Genomic DNA, 14368 nt, shown 5'->3' with positions numbered 1-14368 from the left:
ATGTTTGCGGAGTTTTTTTACCTGCTGCGGGCCCGGGGACTGGATGTTTCCCTGAGTGAGTGGCTGACGCTGCTGGAGGGAATGGCCCGGGGGCTGCACCGCTCATCCCTGACGGGATTCTATCAGCTTTGCCGCATGGTGCTGGTAAAAAGCGAGGCGGACTATGACCGCTTTGACCGGGTGTTCCTGGAGTTTTTCCGGGATGTGCCCTGGCAGGGGGAACTTCCGCCGGAGCTGCTGGAGTGGCTGGAGCACCCGGCGGAGGATCTGGGCCGCACCATTGCCGACCTGCGCGCCCGGGGGGTTCCCGACGAGACGCTGGAGCAGCTGCTGGCACGGCTGGAGGAGCGTCTCCGGGAGCAGACGGAAGAACACAACGGCGGCAGTTACTGGGTAGGTACCCAGGGGCGTTCTCCCTTCGGCAACAGCGGCGTGCACCCCGGCGGCATCCGCATCGGCGGAGAAGGAAAGCACCGTACGGCGCTGACGGTGGCCGGTACGCGCCGGTTTCGGGATTTCCGCCGGGACGCCACTTTGGATGACAGCCGGTTCCAGATGGCCTTCCGGCTGCTGCGGCAGATGTCCTTCCAGTCGGCCGGAGAGCCGGAGCTGGACGTGGACGGCACCATTCACGATACCTGCGACCACGGCGGCACGCTGACGGTGCGCTACCGCAGACCCCGGAAAAACGCGGTGAAAGTGCTGCTGATGATGGACTCCGGGGGCTCCATGGAATACTACGCCGGGCTGTGCGGCGCCCTGTTCCGGGCAGCTACCCGGTCCAACCACTTCAAGGAGCTGCACGTCTATTACTTCCACAACTGCGTCTACGACAAGCTCTATCTGGCTCCGTCCATGCAGTGGGGCGATGGGGGCTGGGTTACCCTGGACTGGGCGCTGCACAATTTCGACAGCAGCTATAAGCTGATCTTGGTGGGAGATGCCGCCATGCACCCCTATGAGCTGACCCAACCCATGTACGACTGGGGCAGCCACACCTACGGCCCGTCGGGAATCAGCGCGCTGGAGCGGCTGAAAAACCGCTACCCGCATCTGATCTGGCTCAATCCCAATCCCATGCCCGAGCGGCCCGATTACTGGAGCCAGACCCACTGGCAGATCGGCAAATTGTTTCCCATGTACGAACTGACGGCAGACGGACTGGCGGCGGGAATGCGGCGTTTGATGCAGAAACGGTGATTTTCTGTGTTGCCGGTGTCAAAAAAATAGCAATTTTTTTGCTCGATGCCTACACTTAGCGATCAAGTGTACCTGATCCGCGGACGTTTCGTCAAATAGTAGTATTTGTGGAAAAAACAATTGGAAGAATTGTGCATTGTATTTAGAGGGTACAAATTATATAATGGAGGCAGAAAATGAAGAACAAAGAAAAAAGAAAATGTCCTTCATATGCGCACACTCTTCTTGAATTGACCAACTGCTTCCGCTCTTGATCGATGGAGAATTGTTGAAATGGCTGAAAACAAATTTTGATTGGGAGGTTATTTTCATGCTGACATTGGAAATGATCCAGGACGCCCAGAAGGCGCTCAAGGGAATCGCTCGGAGAACTCCGCTGGATGCCGCGTCCAAGATCGCTGACAATCTGTACATCAAGGCGGAAAACCTGCAGCTGACCGGCGCGTTCAAGATTCGCGGCGCCTACAACAAGATTCGCTCTCTGACCCCCGAAGAGGCGGCCAAGGGCGTGATCGCCTGCTCCGCCGGCAACCACGCACAGGGCATCGCCCTCTCCGCTACCAAGCTGGGCATCAAGTCCATCATCTGCATGCCCGCCGGTGCGCCCATCAGCAAGGTGGAGGCCACTAAGAAGTACGGCGCCGAGGTGGTGCTGGTTCCCGGCGTGTATGACGACGCTGCCCGTGAGGCCGACCGTCTGGCCAAGGAGCATGGCTATACCTTTGCACATCCCTTCAATGATCCGTATGTTATGGCCGGCCAGGGCACCATCGGTCTGGAGATTCTCGAGCAGCTGCCCGAGGTCGATCAGGTTGTCTGCCCCATCGGCGGCGGCGGCCTCATCAGCGGTATCGCGCTGGCCATCAAGAGCCTGAAGCCCTCCTGCAAGGTCATCGGCGTTCAGGCAGCCACCGTGCCCTCCATGTATGAGTCCTGCAAGGCCGGCAAGATTACCACTGTGCCCGACGGCGAGACGCTGGCTGACGGCATCCATGTGCTGACGCCCGGCAACATGACCTTCGAGATGTGCCAGAAGTATGTGGATGAGATCGTCACCGTTACCGAGGACGAGATCGCTGCTGCCATCCTGGCTCTGATGGAGGGTCAGAAGACCGTTGCCGAGGGCGCCGGTGCCACGCCTGTGGCTGCCTGCATGTTCGGCAAGGTGGACATCTCCGACAAGAAGACCGTGTGCGTTGTCTCCGGCGGCAACGTGGACGTGACCACGCTCTCCCGCATCATCACCAAGGGCCTGACCAAGTCCGGCCGGATCGCCGAAATCACCACCAAGGTGGCGGATAAGCCCGGCAGCCTGATCCAGGTGCTGCAGGTGGTGTCCGGCTGCGGCGCCAACATCCTCAGCGTCAACCACGAGCGCGAGGCCAAGGACTCCGACGTGGGTGCGTGCCTTGTGACCATGGTGCTGGAGACCCGCAACGAAGAGCACGTGGAGCAGATCAAGACCGCTCTGAAGGAAAAGGGTTATTCTTTGCTGGGGTAAGAGCCGGCAATTAATAAAAAATAAAGGAGGGGGATCTCCGGGGTAGGAAACCGGAGATCGAGAAAACAATGGAAAAGCAAAAGAAAAAGTTGGGCCTGCTGCCCAAACTGATCATTGCCATCGTCCTCGGCCTGATCGTCGGCACGATCTGCCAAAAGCTGGGCGACGCTGGTGAACTGATCATCCAGATTGGCGCTACCTACAACAGCATCTTCGGCAACTTCCTGAACTTCTGCATTCCCCTGATCATCATTGGCTTCGTTGTTCCCGGCATCGCCGACCTGGGCGCCGGCGCAGGCAAGACCCTGGCAGAGACCACCGGTGTGGCTTACCTGTCCACCGTCATTGCCGGCTCCCTGGCTTTCGCTGTGGATATGGCCCTGTTCCCCAGCCTGGTGCACGCCGACATGTTCATGGCGGATGCCCAGAATGCGGAAGAGACCGCCCTCAGCGGCCTGTTCACCATCGAGATGCCTCCCATCATGGGCGTTATGGAAGCCCTGCTGATTTCCTTCATCCTTGGCCTGGGCCTGACCCTGATTCAGGACAAGACCCTGAAGGTTGCCATCGATGACTTCGCTGCCATCGTTACCAAGCTGGTGGCCGGCGTTGTGATCCCCCTGCTGCCCATCCATGTGTATGGCATCTTCGCCAAGCTGACCTATGCCGGCACCATCGCTGAGCTGCTCACCTCTTTCGTGAAGGTCTTCGTGGTGATCCTGGTTCTGCACTGCGTGATCCTGATCTTCCAGTACACCGTCGCTGGTACGGCTGCCAAGAAGAATCCCTTCAAGCTGATCAAGAACATGATCCCCGCCTATACCACCGCTATCGGCACCCAGTCCTCCGCCGCTACCATTCCCGTCACCGTGGAATGCACCAAGAAGAACGGCGTGTCCGACTCCATCGCCGAGTTCGTGTGCCCCCTGTGCGCGACCATTCACCTGTCCGGTTCCACCATCACCCTGACCAGCTGCTCCATCGCCGTCATGATGATGATGGGCCAGCCCGTCACCTTCGCCAAGATGTTCCCCTTCATCCTGATGCTGGGCGTCACCATGGTGGCTGCCCCCGGCGTCCCCGGCGGCGCTGTTATGGCTGCTCTGGGCATCCTGCAGTCCATGCTGGGCTTTGATGAGACCATGCAGGGCCTGATGATCGCCCTGTACATCGCTCAGGACTCCTTCGGCACTGCCTGCAACGTCACTGGCGACGGCGCCATCGCCGTTCTCATGGACGCTATCACCGGCAAGAACAAGAAGAAGGCTGCGGTCTGATAAGTCTATCCATCACTCTCCCCGGATATGAAAAAGGAAGGCGCTCCGCTAACGCGGAGCGCCTTCCTTTTGTCTGGGCTGCGCTTTACAGAAAAAGAGCCGGGCGCCTCAGGCGCCCGGCTCTTCCAGAGAATAGCGGTTAAACAGGTTCAGCAGGTCATCCACACCGGTGGCGGCCTTTTCAGCACCCGCCCGGTCCAGCACGATTCTGCCTCGCTGCATCATCAGCAGGCGGTCGCCGTACATGGCGGCGTGGCGGAGATTGTGGGTGACCATCATGGCGGTCAGCTGCTTTTCCCGGACGATCTTATCCGTCAGAGCCATAATGACCTCGGCGGTTTTGGGGTCCAGAGCGGCGGTGTGTTCATCCAGAATCAAAAAGCGCAGAGGCGTCATGGTGGCCATCAGCAGCGAGACGGCCTGCCGCTGTCCGCCGGAGAGGGCACCCATTTTCACGTCCAGTTTATCCTCCAGTCCCAGGTTCAGTTCCCGCAGCTGGGAGCGGTAAAAGTCCGTCCGCTTGCGGCTGACGCCCCGGCTCAGGCCGAAGGGCTTTCCCTTGTTGTCTGCCAGGGACAGGTTTTCCAGCATGGTCAGATCGGGGCAGGTGCCGGCGGCGGGGTTTTGATAGACACGGCCCATCTGGGCGTAGCGCTTGTAGTCCTTGAGCTTTTTCACACTGCGTCCGTCAATGAGGACGTCACCGGCGTCGATGGGAATGGTTCCGCAGAGAATGTTCAGAAGGGAAGTCTTGCCGCTGCCGTTGCCTCCCACGATGGTGACAAACTGCCCGGTTTCCACGGACAGGGAGAAGTGCTCAAACAGCCGCTGCTCGGCCACGGTGCCGGGGTTGTAGATCTTGGTGATATCCTGAATTTCAAGCATGAATGATCGCCTCTCCTTTCCGACCGGAGGCCACCAGCACCAGCAAAAACAGCACGGCTGTGGCCAGCTTCATCATGTTGGCGGGCAGTCCCAGATTCAATGCTGCCTGGATGCACAGCTTGTAAAGAATGCTGCCCAGCACCACGGCGGTGGTTCCCTTGGGGGAGGCCAGCAGCCGCAGCCCCCGGACTTTGCGGGCCCGGCGGATGGGTCCGGTGCCGGTGTAGAAGTTCATGATGGATATGCCGATGATGACGGCGGCCAGGCCGTAGACCAGCTGGCCGGTGCCCATGGTGGCGGAAAAGCTGCGCTGCTCGTGGCACACCACGCTGCCGGCCAGGGCTACCAGGGCATTGGAGAGCACAAGACCGAAGATTTTCACCGCGCCCCGGTCCTTGCCCAGCGTGGTCACAAGATCGGCGTTGTCGCCCACCGCCCGCAGCAGCAGGCCGGACTTGGTCTTAAAGTACAGGTCCAGCGCCAGCTTCACCACCAGCACCAGTACCAGGGAGATCACCAGCTTGCGCTCCATCAGGTTCATGCCGCCCAGCAGCGCCTCCGCCCAGGAGGCGGTGAAGATGGTTTCCACGCTCCGGTCCACGGTCAGATTGGAACCGGCGATCTGGAGATTGATGGAAAACAGGGCCGTCATGGTGATAATGCCGGCCAGCAGATTGCGGACCTTCAGACACACATGGACGATGCCGGTGAAAAGACCCGCCAAAGCGCCCACCGCCAGAGCGGCAATCAGCGTCGCAAAGGGATTGACACCCCGGGTCAGCAGCACGGCGGTGACGGCGGCACCCAGAGGGAAAGTGCCGTCCACACCCAGATCGGGGAAATCCAGAATGGAGTAGGTGATGTACACGCCGAAGGAGATCAGCGCGTAAATCAGCCCCTGAGTCAGGGTGCTGATGAGCAGGTCGGACATAAAGAAGGCCTCCTTTGCCCGCTCAGCGGACAGTATTGGTCAGTGTGCCGATTCCCTCGATGGTGCAGGAGACGGTGTCGCCCTCAGAGAGGAACCGGGGCGGGTCGAAGCCCATGCCCACACCGGCGGGGGTGCCGGTGGCAATGATGGTGCCGGGCAGCAGCGTCATACCGGCGGTAAGCTCGGCCAGAAGCGTGGGGATATCGGTCAGGAACAGACGGGTGTTGGAGTGCTGACGGGGTTCCCTGTTAACGGCGGAGGAAATCTCCAGCGCCGGGGGGAAGGCGATCTCATCGGCGGTGACGATGCAGGGGCCCATGGGGGTGAAGCCATCCAGACTCTTGCCGAAATACCACTGCTTGTGGCCGGTCTGAAGATCCCGGGCGGAGACGTCGTTGATGATGGTGTAGCCAAAGATATACTCTGCAGCCTGCTCGGCGGGAACATCCCGGGCAGTCTTGCCCAGGATGACGCCCAGCTCCACTTCGTAGTCCAGCTTTTCCACCAGGCCCGCATGGCGGGGGATGTTGCCGCCGGGGGCCACAGCCTCATTGACTCGCTTGGAGAAGTAAACGGCCACCGGTTTTTCCTTGGTAAAGGCGTCCGCGTCGTAGCGGGCCGCCTCCGCCTCATGATCCCGATAGTTCATGCCCAGGCACAAAACATCCTGCCGGGGACGGGGAATGGGGGCAAGAAGCGTGACCTGGTCTACAGGGATCACGGCGCCGGCTTCCTCTGCCTGGGCGGCCAGCGTCCGCAGCTGTGCCGGAGACGCGGTCTCAATCAGGGCGTTCATATCGGCAAAGGGGAGCGGCGCCACGCAGGTGCCGTCGGCGGTGAGGGCGCCGACATGTTCAGCGTCCCGGAAACGATAGGTGACCAGTTTCATAAGTATTCCTCCTGAGATTTATTGGGCCGAGCTCTCCACGGCCTTTTCGGCGATGTCGGCGGGGACCGTAATGCCCATGGCGTCCAGCGCCGGAGAGTTGATATAGATGCTGTATTCAGAGATCGTCTCATAGGGCAGGTCGGCGCAGGTGGCCTCACCCCGCAGGACCTTGGCGGCCATGAGGCCCGTCTGCTTGCCCAGCTGGACATAGTCGATGCCGGCAGAGGCGACGCACCCCAGCTTCACCTGTTCCACCTCGGAGCCGTAGACGGGGATGCCTGCCTCGTTGGCCTTTTCCAGAATGGAGGGCAGCACGCCCACCACGTTGTTGTCCGTCAGGTTGGACATGGCGTCCACACCGTGGGAGATGAGGGTGTCCGCCGCCTGGGTGACTTCGGACTGGGAGGTAACACCGATGGCGTCGATGGTGAAGCCGTAGTCCGGCGCCTTATCCTGATACTCGGCAATGGCGGAGACGGAGTTGGGCTCGCTGGTGGTGTAGAGGATGCCGATGGTCTTGGCCTCGGGCTGGAGCTGACGGATCAGATCCAGCTGGGCCTCCACGGGCAGCTTATCGGAGGTACCGGTCACGTTGCCGGAGTCCAATCCCGCTTGAACGGGGTCGGTAATGGCGGTGAAGATCACGGGAATATCCTTGTTCTCCGCGGCGGCATAGCAGGCGGTGGCGGAGTTGGTGGCGATGCCCACCATCAGATCCACATCGGCCGCGGAGAAGGAGTCGGCGATCTGGCGGGCAATGTTGTCGTCAAAGCCGGCGTTCTGGTAGTCTACGGTGAAGTCGGTACCCTCCACCAGCCCGGCCTCGGCCAGGCCCTGAAGGAAGCCCTCCCGGCAGTTATCCAGGGAGGCGTGCTCGCCGTACTGGTTGATGCCGATGGAGTACATCTTGTGTTCGGATTCTTCTTTCTGGCCGCAGGCGGTCAGAGGCAGAGCGAGGACGAGGGCCAGAGCGGCGGCGATCATACGGAACTTTTTCATAGTCAATTCTCCTTTAATTCACAAAATTTGCTGTGTCAGCGGGGAAAAACCAAAGCTCCAAGGCGCCATCGCCGGGTATTTTCTTTCATAAAGACGCTCCTTTCCGGGCAATAAAAAAAGCCCCGTCCCAGATTTGGGACAAGACTTCTGATCCTGCGGTACCACCCAAGTTGACGCGTAATGCGCCCGCTCGTTCCACGGACAATCATCCGTGCCGCCCTGGTAACGGGTGCGGACCCCGTCAGAGGCTACTGAGCCGATGGCTGTTCGCTCTGCCCTCGCAAGTCCATTCACCGGAACGTTCTCTGCCGCGATCCCACCATCCGCAGCTCTCTGAAAGGTGACCGGAACCGGTTACTCTTCTTGCTCACAGGTTTGAATTTGAAATTATCTGTATTATACGCATGAGGCGGACGGTTGTCAACCACCAATTTGCATAAATTTGGGCTTGCCCATTTCATGCCGTACCGCCTGCGGCGTCAGCGGGTGGAAACCGCGCTCCCGGAGAGGACTCCGGGAGCGCGGCTGGGCGTTCAGGAGAGAAGCAGCTTGTCGTCTGCCTCGTCGCTGCCGCTGACCTTGCTGAACAGGGCCAGCAGGTCGGGCACGGTGAGTTTCTTCTTCTCTTCACCGGCCACGTCAATGACGATCCGGCCGTCATACATCATAATAAGCCGGTTGCCGTGGGCAATGGCGTCCCGCATGTTGTGGGTGACCATCATGGTGGTCAAATGGTTTTCCGCCACGATCTGATCGGAGAGGGAGAGCACCTTGGCGGCGGTCTTGGGGTCCAGGGCGGCGGTGTGTTCGTCCAGCAGCAGCAGCTTGGGCTTTTTCATGGAGGCCATCAGAAGCGTCAGCGCCTGCCGCTGGCCGCCGGAGAGCAGTCCCACCTTGCTGGTGAGGCGGTCCTCCAGACCCAGGTCCAGCCGCTCCAAAAGATGGCGGTACTCCTCCCGCTCCGCGCGGGTGATGCCCCAGCCCAAGCCCCGGCGCTGACCCCGGCGGGCTGCCAAGGCCATGTTCTCCTCGATCTGCATGGTGGGGGCGGTGCCCAGCATGGGGTCCTGGAATACCCGCCCGATCAGAGAGGCTCGCTTGTACTCCGGCAGACGGGTGACGTCGGTGCCGTCAATCACGATGGAGCCCGCGTCCACGCCGTAGGTACCGGCCACGGCGTTGAGCATGGTGGATTTTCCGGCGCCGTTGCCGCCGATGACCGTGACGAAATCACCGTCGTTCAAGGTCAGATCCACGCCCCGGAGGGCCTGCTTTTCGTTGACGGTGCCCGCGTTGAACACCTTCCAGACATTCTTCAGTTCAAGCATTTTGGTCGCCTCCTTTGACTGCCTGGGCCGCGGCCGGAGCACGGGGGCGGCTGTACTTGTCCTTGAGATAGGGAACGGCCAGGAACACGGCCACCACCACGGCGGTCAGGAGCTTGAGCATGTCGGAGTCCACCCGCAGCCACAGCACCACCTGCATGACCAGGTAGTAAATGATGGCGCCCAGCACCACGGCGGCCAGCTTCAGTCCAAAGTTGCGGAAGATCTTGGAGAAGAGCACCTCACCGATGATAACGGCGGCAAGACCGATGACGATGGCGCCGCGGCCGGAGTTGATGTCGATGAAGCCCTGATACTGCGCCAGCAGACCGGAGGACAGCGCTACCAGACCGTTGGAAATCATCAATCCCAGGACCTTGTTGAAGTCCACGTTGATGCCCTGGGCCCGGCTCATGTTGGGGTTGGCACCGGTGGCGCGGATGGAGCAGCCCAGCTCCGTGCCGAAAAACCAGTAGAGCACCAGAATGATCACCAGGCAGAACACGGCACCCCACAAAATGGGGCTTTTGTACCAGGGATAGTTCCCGTCAAAAAGATAGCGGGAGGAGACCACCAGGTCGTACTTGTCCACGCTGATGGCCTGATTGGCCTTGCCGGCACCGGAGCCCCAGCCCAGGATCTTGAGGTTGATGGTGTAGAGGGAGAGCTGGGTCAATATGCCGGCCAGCAGTGCCTGGATGCCCATGACCGTGTGCAAAAAGCCGGTGATGAAGCCGGCGGCCATTCCGGCCAGGAAGGCGGCTGCCAGTGCCGCGGGCATACTGTGTCCGCTCAGGACCATCATGACGCACACGGCGCCGCCGGTGGACATGGTCCCGTCCACGGTCAGGTCGGCAATGTCCAGAATTTTGTAGGTAAGATACACGCCGATGGCCATAATGCCCCAGATCAGCCCCTGGGCCACGCCGCCGGGCAGGCTGGAAATCAGGTTTGAGAAGTCTAGCATGGTTGCGTTCCTCCAATTTTACCTTGGGTACTGCAAACCGTCCGGTTTGCAGAAAGCCGCGGGAAAGGGAAGCCCTCTCCCGCGGATTTTTGCAAAGAAGTGTTGAAATCAGCTGATGGCCACGTAGTCATCGGGAATGGCCACGCCCAGAGCGTCCGCCAGGTCCACATTATACTTCTTGGTGAACTCGGGGGCGTACTCAATGGCCATGGTGGAGATGTCCTCGCCGTCCTTGAGAATGCGCACGGCCATCTTGCCGGTAGCCACACCCAGGTCATAATAGCTGATGGACAGCGTCGCCACGCCGCAGCCGGCACAGATGCCTTCCTCACCGGCCACAATGGGAACGCCGGCGGGCTGAGCCACGTTGTTGATGGCCTCGGCATTGGAGGCGGCGGTATTGTCGGTGGGGATGTAGATCACATCGCTGTTGTCGCAGGCGGTCTTGGTGACAGAGGTGACGTCGTTGGAGTCCACGAAGCTGTAGAGCTCGCAGGTGTAGCCCAGATCCTCCAGGTAGCCCTTGACGGTGTCCACCTGATACTGGCTGTTGGCCTCGCCGGAGCAGTACAGCAGTCCCACGGTCTTGGCGTTGGGGAACAGCTCCTTGACCATGGCGGCCTGTTGGTCCAGAGGCGCCAGGTCGGAGGTGCCGGAGACGTTGCCGCCCACGGTGCCGTCAAAATCGTCAATGTCCAGGGCCACGCCGTACTCGGTGACGGAGGTGCCCAGAATGGGAATAGAGCCGGTGGCGGCCACGGCGGCCTGCAGAGCCGGGGTGGCGTTGGCCAGGATCAGATCTACGCCCTCAGAGACAAACTGGCCGCAGATGGAGGAGCAGGCCGCAGGGTCGTTGGCGGCGTTCTGCTCCAGGAAGTGGACGTTCTCTTCGCCCAGGCCCTCCTTGACTGCGTCCATAAAGCCCTGGGTTGCGGCATCCAGCGCGTCGTGCTGGACCAGCTGGCAAATACCAATGGTATAGGTGCCGTCGCCGGAGGCGGCGGGCTCTTGGGTTTCTTCCGTGCTGCCGCAGGCGGCCAGGCCAAGGGTCATCACACCCGCCAGGGTCAAAGCAAGCAATTTCTTTTTCATGGCAGAGCTCTCCTTTTCATTGCATCGTTCCCACCGGAACCGGGGGTGCCGACGGCCTCCCCGCGGGCGGAGGATGGGATGCTTCCAATCATCCCATGTTACTTTTACAACATACAGCTTTAAAGGGGTAAAGTCAACCGTCATTTTTTACAAAATCGGCTTCCTCCAATGCACAAACTGTTCAAAGCAGCGCCGTTGACTTTTTCAGGGCAGCGTGCTATAGTTGGAAAGTATTTTGGAAACGCTTTGGCAGCGGTTTGCGGCGTGGGCCGCATCGGCGACAATCGAACATCAGGCGACACCGCGGATCGCAGCTGAAAGTCCCGAAAGCAACAGGGACTTTTAGCCGCTGACGGATCCGGCGGTGCTTTTTATTTGGGAAAGATTTGCCGGTTTTGTGCGTGCGGGGCGTACAGTCCCCTGAAACGGGGCAGGATAAGGCAGAAAGGCAGGGTGTGTGTATGGCAACCAAATATGTATTTGTCACAGGCGGCGTGGTGTCCGGACTGGGCAAGGGAATCTGCGCGGCGTCGCTGGGCCGGCTTTTGAAGCAGCGGGGCGTCCGCGTGCGCAACCAGAAGCTGGATCCCTATATCAATGTGGACCCGGGTACCATGAGTCCCTATCAGCACGGCGAGGTATTCGTCACCGACGACGGCGCGGAGACGGACCTGGACCTGGGTCACTATGAGCGGTTTGTGGATGAGGACCTGACCGGCAACAGCTCCGTGTCCTCTGGCAAGATCTACTGGTCGGTTCTGAACCGGGAGCGCCGGGGCGACTACCTGGGCGCCACGGTGCAGATCATCCCCCACATCACCAACGAGATCAAAAGTCGGATCTATGCCATGGCCGGCGACGACGTGGATGTGGTCATCTGCGAGATCGGCGGCACGGTGGGCGACATTGAGTCCCAGCCCTTCCTGGAGGCCATCCGCCAGGTGGCGGCAGAGCGGCCCCGGGGCGATGTGGCGTTCATCCATGTGCCGCTGGTGGTGGAGATTCCCGGCTCCGGAGAGCTCAAGAGCAAGCCCACCCAGCACTCGGTCAAGGAGCTTTTGTCCCTGGGCATCCAGCCGGATGTGCTGGTGTGCCGGTGTGATGCGCCGCTGACGGAGGACATCCGCCGCAAGATTGCCCTGTTCTGCAATGTGGAGCCGGAGTGCGTCATCCAGAACGCCACGGCCCAGACCCTCTATGAGGTGCCGCTGCTGCTGGCCAAGGAGGGCCTGGACGAGGTGGTGTGCCGCAAGCTGGGGCTCATCACCCACCAGCCGGACCTGCGGGAGTGGAGCGCCATGGTCAAGCGGGAGAAGAGTGCCAGCAAGAAGGTCACCATTGCCCTGGTGGGCAAGTACACCCAGCTTCATGACGCATATCTCTCCGTGGTGGAGGCGCTGCACCATGCGGGTACCGCCAACGACGCGGTGGTGGACATCCTCTGGGTGGACTCCGAGACGCTGACCAAGGAGAACGTGGCCCAGGTGCTGAGCGGCGTATCCGGCGTGCTGGTGCCTGGCGGCTTTGGCGACCGGGGCGTGGAGGGCATGATCCTGGCCTGTCAGTACGCCCGGGAAAACGGTGTGCCCTATCTTGGCATCTGCCTGGGCATGCAGATGGCCGTGGTGGAATTTGCCCGGGATGTGCTGGGCTGGGAGGACGCGGACTCCGCAGAGTTCTCCGCCACGACCCATCATCCGGTCATCGCGCTGATGCCCGATCAGGTGAATGTGACGGAAAAGGGCGGCACCATGCGTCTGGGCCGCTATCCCTGTGTGCTCTCTGAGGGCACACGCAGCCGCGCCCTGTACGGTACGGCGGAGATTTCCGAGCGGCACCGCCATCGTTTTGAATTCAACAACGACTACCGCTCCCAGATGGAGCAGGCCGGCATGGTGCTGGCGGGCCTGTCCCCCAACGGTCATCTGGTGGAAGTGGTGGAGCTGCCGGACCACCCCTGGTTCGTGGGCGCCCAGTTCCACCCGGAGTTCAAGAGCCGTCCCGACCACGCACATCCGCTGTTTTACGGCTTTGTGGAGGCGGCACTGAAACGCCAGGCAGGACAGCAGTAACCGTCGGGACGGCTCTGCCCAAACGGGGCGGTTGCCGCCTGCGGCAGATGGGCAGTTCCATCACAAAACGAAAAGGAAGGCGTATCATGAACCATTTTGCACAGATCGCCGCCCAGCTGGAGCGGCATAACCTGGACGGAATCCTGCTGACGGAGGAGGCCAACCGGTTTTACGCCTCCGGATTTCACTCTGCCGGGACGGATGGCGCAGCGCTGGTGACCCGCAGCGGTGCCTGGTATTTCACGGACTCCCGCTACATTGAGGCGGCGGGCCGCGCCGTCCGGGACGCAAAAATTGACGAGGTGCGTCCGGGCCGGGGGTACAGTGCGCTGATAGAAGAGGTGGTCAAGGGTGAGGGCATTGCCCGCCTGGGCTTTGACGACGCCTATATGACCGTCCGGGACCATGGCTTTTACGCCAAGGCACTCTCCTGTGAGCTGGTGCCGGCCACGGAGCTTTTGTGGCAGCTGCGCAGCGTGAAGAGTCCAGAGGAGCTTGCAGTGATGGAGCAGGCCCAGCGCATCGCCGAGCGGGCGCTGGAGGAAATTCTGGGGGAGATCCGCCCCGGCGTCACCGAAAAGGAGATCGCCGCCCGGCTCCAGTACCTGATGCTCCACTTCGGCGCGGAGGACATGTCCTTTGATCCCATCGTGGTCTCCGGCCCCAACGGAAGCCTGCCCCACGGCGTACCGTCGGAAAAGACCATTGCGCGGGGTGAGTTTGTCACGATGGACTTCGGCTGTGTATATCACGGCTACTGCTCCGACATGACTCGCACCGTGGCGGTGGGCGCCGCAGACGAGGAGATGCGCCGGGTGTATGAGACGGTACTCTCGGCCCAAAGGGCCGGCATCGCCGCAGCCCGTGCCGGTGCCACCGGCCGGGAAGTGGACGGCGCAGCCCGGTCGGTGATCGATGAGGCCGGCTACGGGCCGTATTTCGGCCACAGCTTCGGCCACGGCGTGGGCGTGGAGATCCACGAAGCCCCCAACGCCACCCCCGGAAACGACAAGCCCCTGCCTGCCGGTGCAGTGATCTCCGCGGAGCCGGGGATCTATCTGCCCGGCCGGATGGGCGTGCGGATTGAGGACGTGATCGCCCTGACGGAGGAGGGCTGCGTGAACCTGACGCAGGCCCCCAAGGAACTGCTCATTCTCTGAGACGGGCACTCCGGGAAAAAAATTCCGGACAGGCGGAGAAGTAATCGTTTCCGCGCCGGACTTTCCCCGC

General features: G+C 61.1%; 12 protein-coding genes and 1 other annotated feature. Of the genes, 5 read left to right on the top strand and 7 right to left on the bottom strand.

The window, feature by feature from the left end:
* From QZS13_RS02625 to QZS13_RS02615, 3 genes are all read left to right on the top strand, one after another.
* Positions 1–1200, top strand: a complete 1200-nt coding sequence (locus tag QZS13_RS02625) for a VWA domain-containing protein (protein ID WP_295585141.1) — start codon at positions 1–3, stop codon at positions 1198–1200.
* Between the two features lie 310 nt (positions 1201–1510).
* Positions 1511–2701 (top strand): threonine ammonia-lyase, encoded by a 1191-nt coding sequence (gene ilvA, locus QZS13_RS02620; protein ID WP_295585139.1) that lies wholly within the window; start codon positions 1511–1513, stop codon positions 2699–2701.
* A gap of 68 nt (positions 2702–2769) precedes the next feature.
* The gene (locus tag QZS13_RS02615) at positions 2770–3978 is read left to right on the top strand and encodes a dicarboxylate/amino acid:cation symporter (protein ID WP_295585137.1); all 1209 of its coding nucleotides are present in this window, start codon (positions 2770–2772) and stop codon (positions 3976–3978) included.
* Positions 3979–4086: 108 nt separating this feature from the next.
* Here the strand turns inward: QZS13_RS02615 and QZS13_RS02610 are convergent, their stop codons facing one another.
* From QZS13_RS02610 to QZS13_RS02580, 7 genes are all read right to left on the bottom strand, one after another.
* Complete coding sequence (locus QZS13_RS02610) at positions 4087–4863, bottom strand: ABC transporter ATP-binding protein (protein WP_295585134.1); 777 nt, start codon at positions 4861–4863, stop codon at positions 4087–4089.
* Complete coding sequence (locus QZS13_RS02605) at positions 4856–5794, bottom strand: ABC transporter permease (RefSeq protein ID WP_295585132.1); 939 nt, start codon at positions 5792–5794, stop codon at positions 4856–4858. The genes QZS13_RS02610 and QZS13_RS02605 overlap by 8 nt, the downstream gene beginning before the upstream one ends.
* A 22-nt stretch (positions 5795–5816) precedes the next feature.
* The gene (locus QZS13_RS02600; RefSeq protein WP_295585130.1) at positions 5817–6683 is read right to left on the bottom strand and encodes a fumarylacetoacetate hydrolase family protein; all 867 of its coding nucleotides are present in this window, start codon (positions 6681–6683) and stop codon (positions 5817–5819) included.
* 18 nt (positions 6684–6701) lie between these two features.
* On the bottom strand, positions 6702–7682 hold the full coding sequence (locus QZS13_RS02595; RefSeq protein ID WP_295585128.1) for an ABC transporter substrate-binding protein: 981 nt from the start codon (positions 7680–7682) through the stop codon (positions 6702–6704).
* A 131-nt stretch (positions 7683–7813) separates the two neighbouring features.
* Positions 7814–8062: a binding site (T-box leader), on the bottom strand.
* A gap of 153 nt (positions 8063–8215) precedes the next feature.
* Positions 8216–9010: an ABC transporter ATP-binding protein gene (locus QZS13_RS02590; RefSeq protein ID WP_295585126.1), complete on the bottom strand. Its 795-nt coding sequence runs from the start codon at positions 9008–9010 to the stop codon at positions 8216–8218.
* Complete coding sequence (locus QZS13_RS02585) at positions 9003–9974, bottom strand: ABC transporter permease (RefSeq protein WP_295585124.1); 972 nt, start codon at positions 9972–9974, stop codon at positions 9003–9005. The genes QZS13_RS02590 and QZS13_RS02585 overlap by 8 nt, the downstream gene beginning before the upstream one ends.
* 108 nt (positions 9975–10082) lie before the next feature.
* Positions 10083–11066 (bottom strand): ABC transporter substrate-binding protein, encoded by a 984-nt coding sequence (locus tag QZS13_RS02580; protein ID WP_295585122.1) that lies wholly within the window; start codon positions 11064–11066, stop codon positions 10083–10085.
* A gap of 461 nt (positions 11067–11527) precedes the next feature.
* On the opposite strand from QZS13_RS02580, the gene QZS13_RS02575 reads away from it, so the two are divergent.
* Together QZS13_RS02575 and QZS13_RS02570 are read left to right on the top strand one after the other, a co-directional pair.
* Positions 11528–13138, top strand: coding sequence for a CTP synthase (locus QZS13_RS02575; protein ID WP_295585120.1), 1611 nt, complete (start codon positions 11528–11530; stop codon positions 13136–13138).
* Positions 13139–13224: 86 nt separating this feature from the next.
* A complete protein-coding gene (locus QZS13_RS02570; protein ID WP_295585118.1) occupies positions 13225–14298 on the top strand; it encodes a Xaa-Pro peptidase family protein in 1074 nt (357 codons plus the stop codon).
* The last annotated feature ends 70 nt before the right edge of the window (positions 14299–14368 follow it).

It is taken from the genome of uncultured Oscillibacter sp. (assembly GCF_900546705.1).
Classification (GTDB): Bacteria; Bacillota; Clostridia; order Oscillospirales; family Oscillospiraceae; genus Oscillibacter.
Note: the sequence above shows the minus strand (reverse complement) of the source record. Positions and strands in the feature narration are given on the sequence as shown.

What these genes read in the sequence shown, in the direction of transcription:
- QZS13_RS02575 (WP_295585120.1), top strand. Translation starts at nt 11,528, where the DNA reads ATGGCAACCAAATATGTATTTGTCACAGGCGGCGTGGTGTCCGGACTG.
- QZS13_RS02580 (WP_295585122.1), bottom strand. Translation starts at nt 11,066, where the DNA reads ATGAAAAAGAAATTGCTTGCTTTGACCCTGGCGGGTGTGATGACCCTT.
- QZS13_RS02605 (WP_295585132.1), bottom strand. Translation starts at nt 5,794, where the DNA reads ATGTCCGACCTGCTCATCAGCACCCTGACTCAGGGGCTGATTTACGCG.
- QZS13_RS02590 (WP_295585126.1), bottom strand. Translation starts at nt 9,010, where the DNA reads ATGCTTGAACTGAAGAATGTCTGGAAGGTGTTCAACGCGGGCACCGTC.
- QZS13_RS02595 (WP_295585128.1), bottom strand. Translation starts at nt 7,682, where the DNA reads ATGAAAAAGTTCCGTATGATCGCCGCCGCTCTGGCCCTCGTCCTCGCT.
- QZS13_RS02600 (WP_295585130.1), bottom strand. Translation starts at nt 6,683, where the DNA reads ATGAAACTGGTCACCTATCGTTTCCGGGACGCTGAACATGTCGGCGCC.
- QZS13_RS02585 (WP_295585124.1), bottom strand. Translation starts at nt 9,974, where the DNA reads ATGCTAGACTTCTCAAACCTGATTTCCAGCCTGCCCGGCGGCGTGGCC.
- QZS13_RS02625 (WP_295585141.1), top strand. Translation starts at nt 1, where the DNA reads ATGTTTGCGGAGTTTTTTTACCTGCTGCGGGCCCGGGGACTGGATGTT.
- QZS13_RS02570 (WP_295585118.1), top strand. Translation starts at nt 13,225, where the DNA reads ATGAACCATTTTGCACAGATCGCCGCCCAGCTGGAGCGGCATAACCTG.
- QZS13_RS02615 (WP_295585137.1), top strand. Translation starts at nt 2,770, where the DNA reads ATGGAAAAGCAAAAGAAAAAGTTGGGCCTGCTGCCCAAACTGATCATT.
- QZS13_RS02610 (WP_295585134.1), bottom strand. Translation starts at nt 4,863, where the DNA reads ATGCTTGAAATTCAGGATATCACCAAGATCTACAACCCCGGCACCGTG.
- ilvA (WP_295585139.1), top strand. Translation starts at nt 1,511, where the DNA reads ATGCTGACATTGGAAATGATCCAGGACGCCCAGAAGGCGCTCAAGGGA.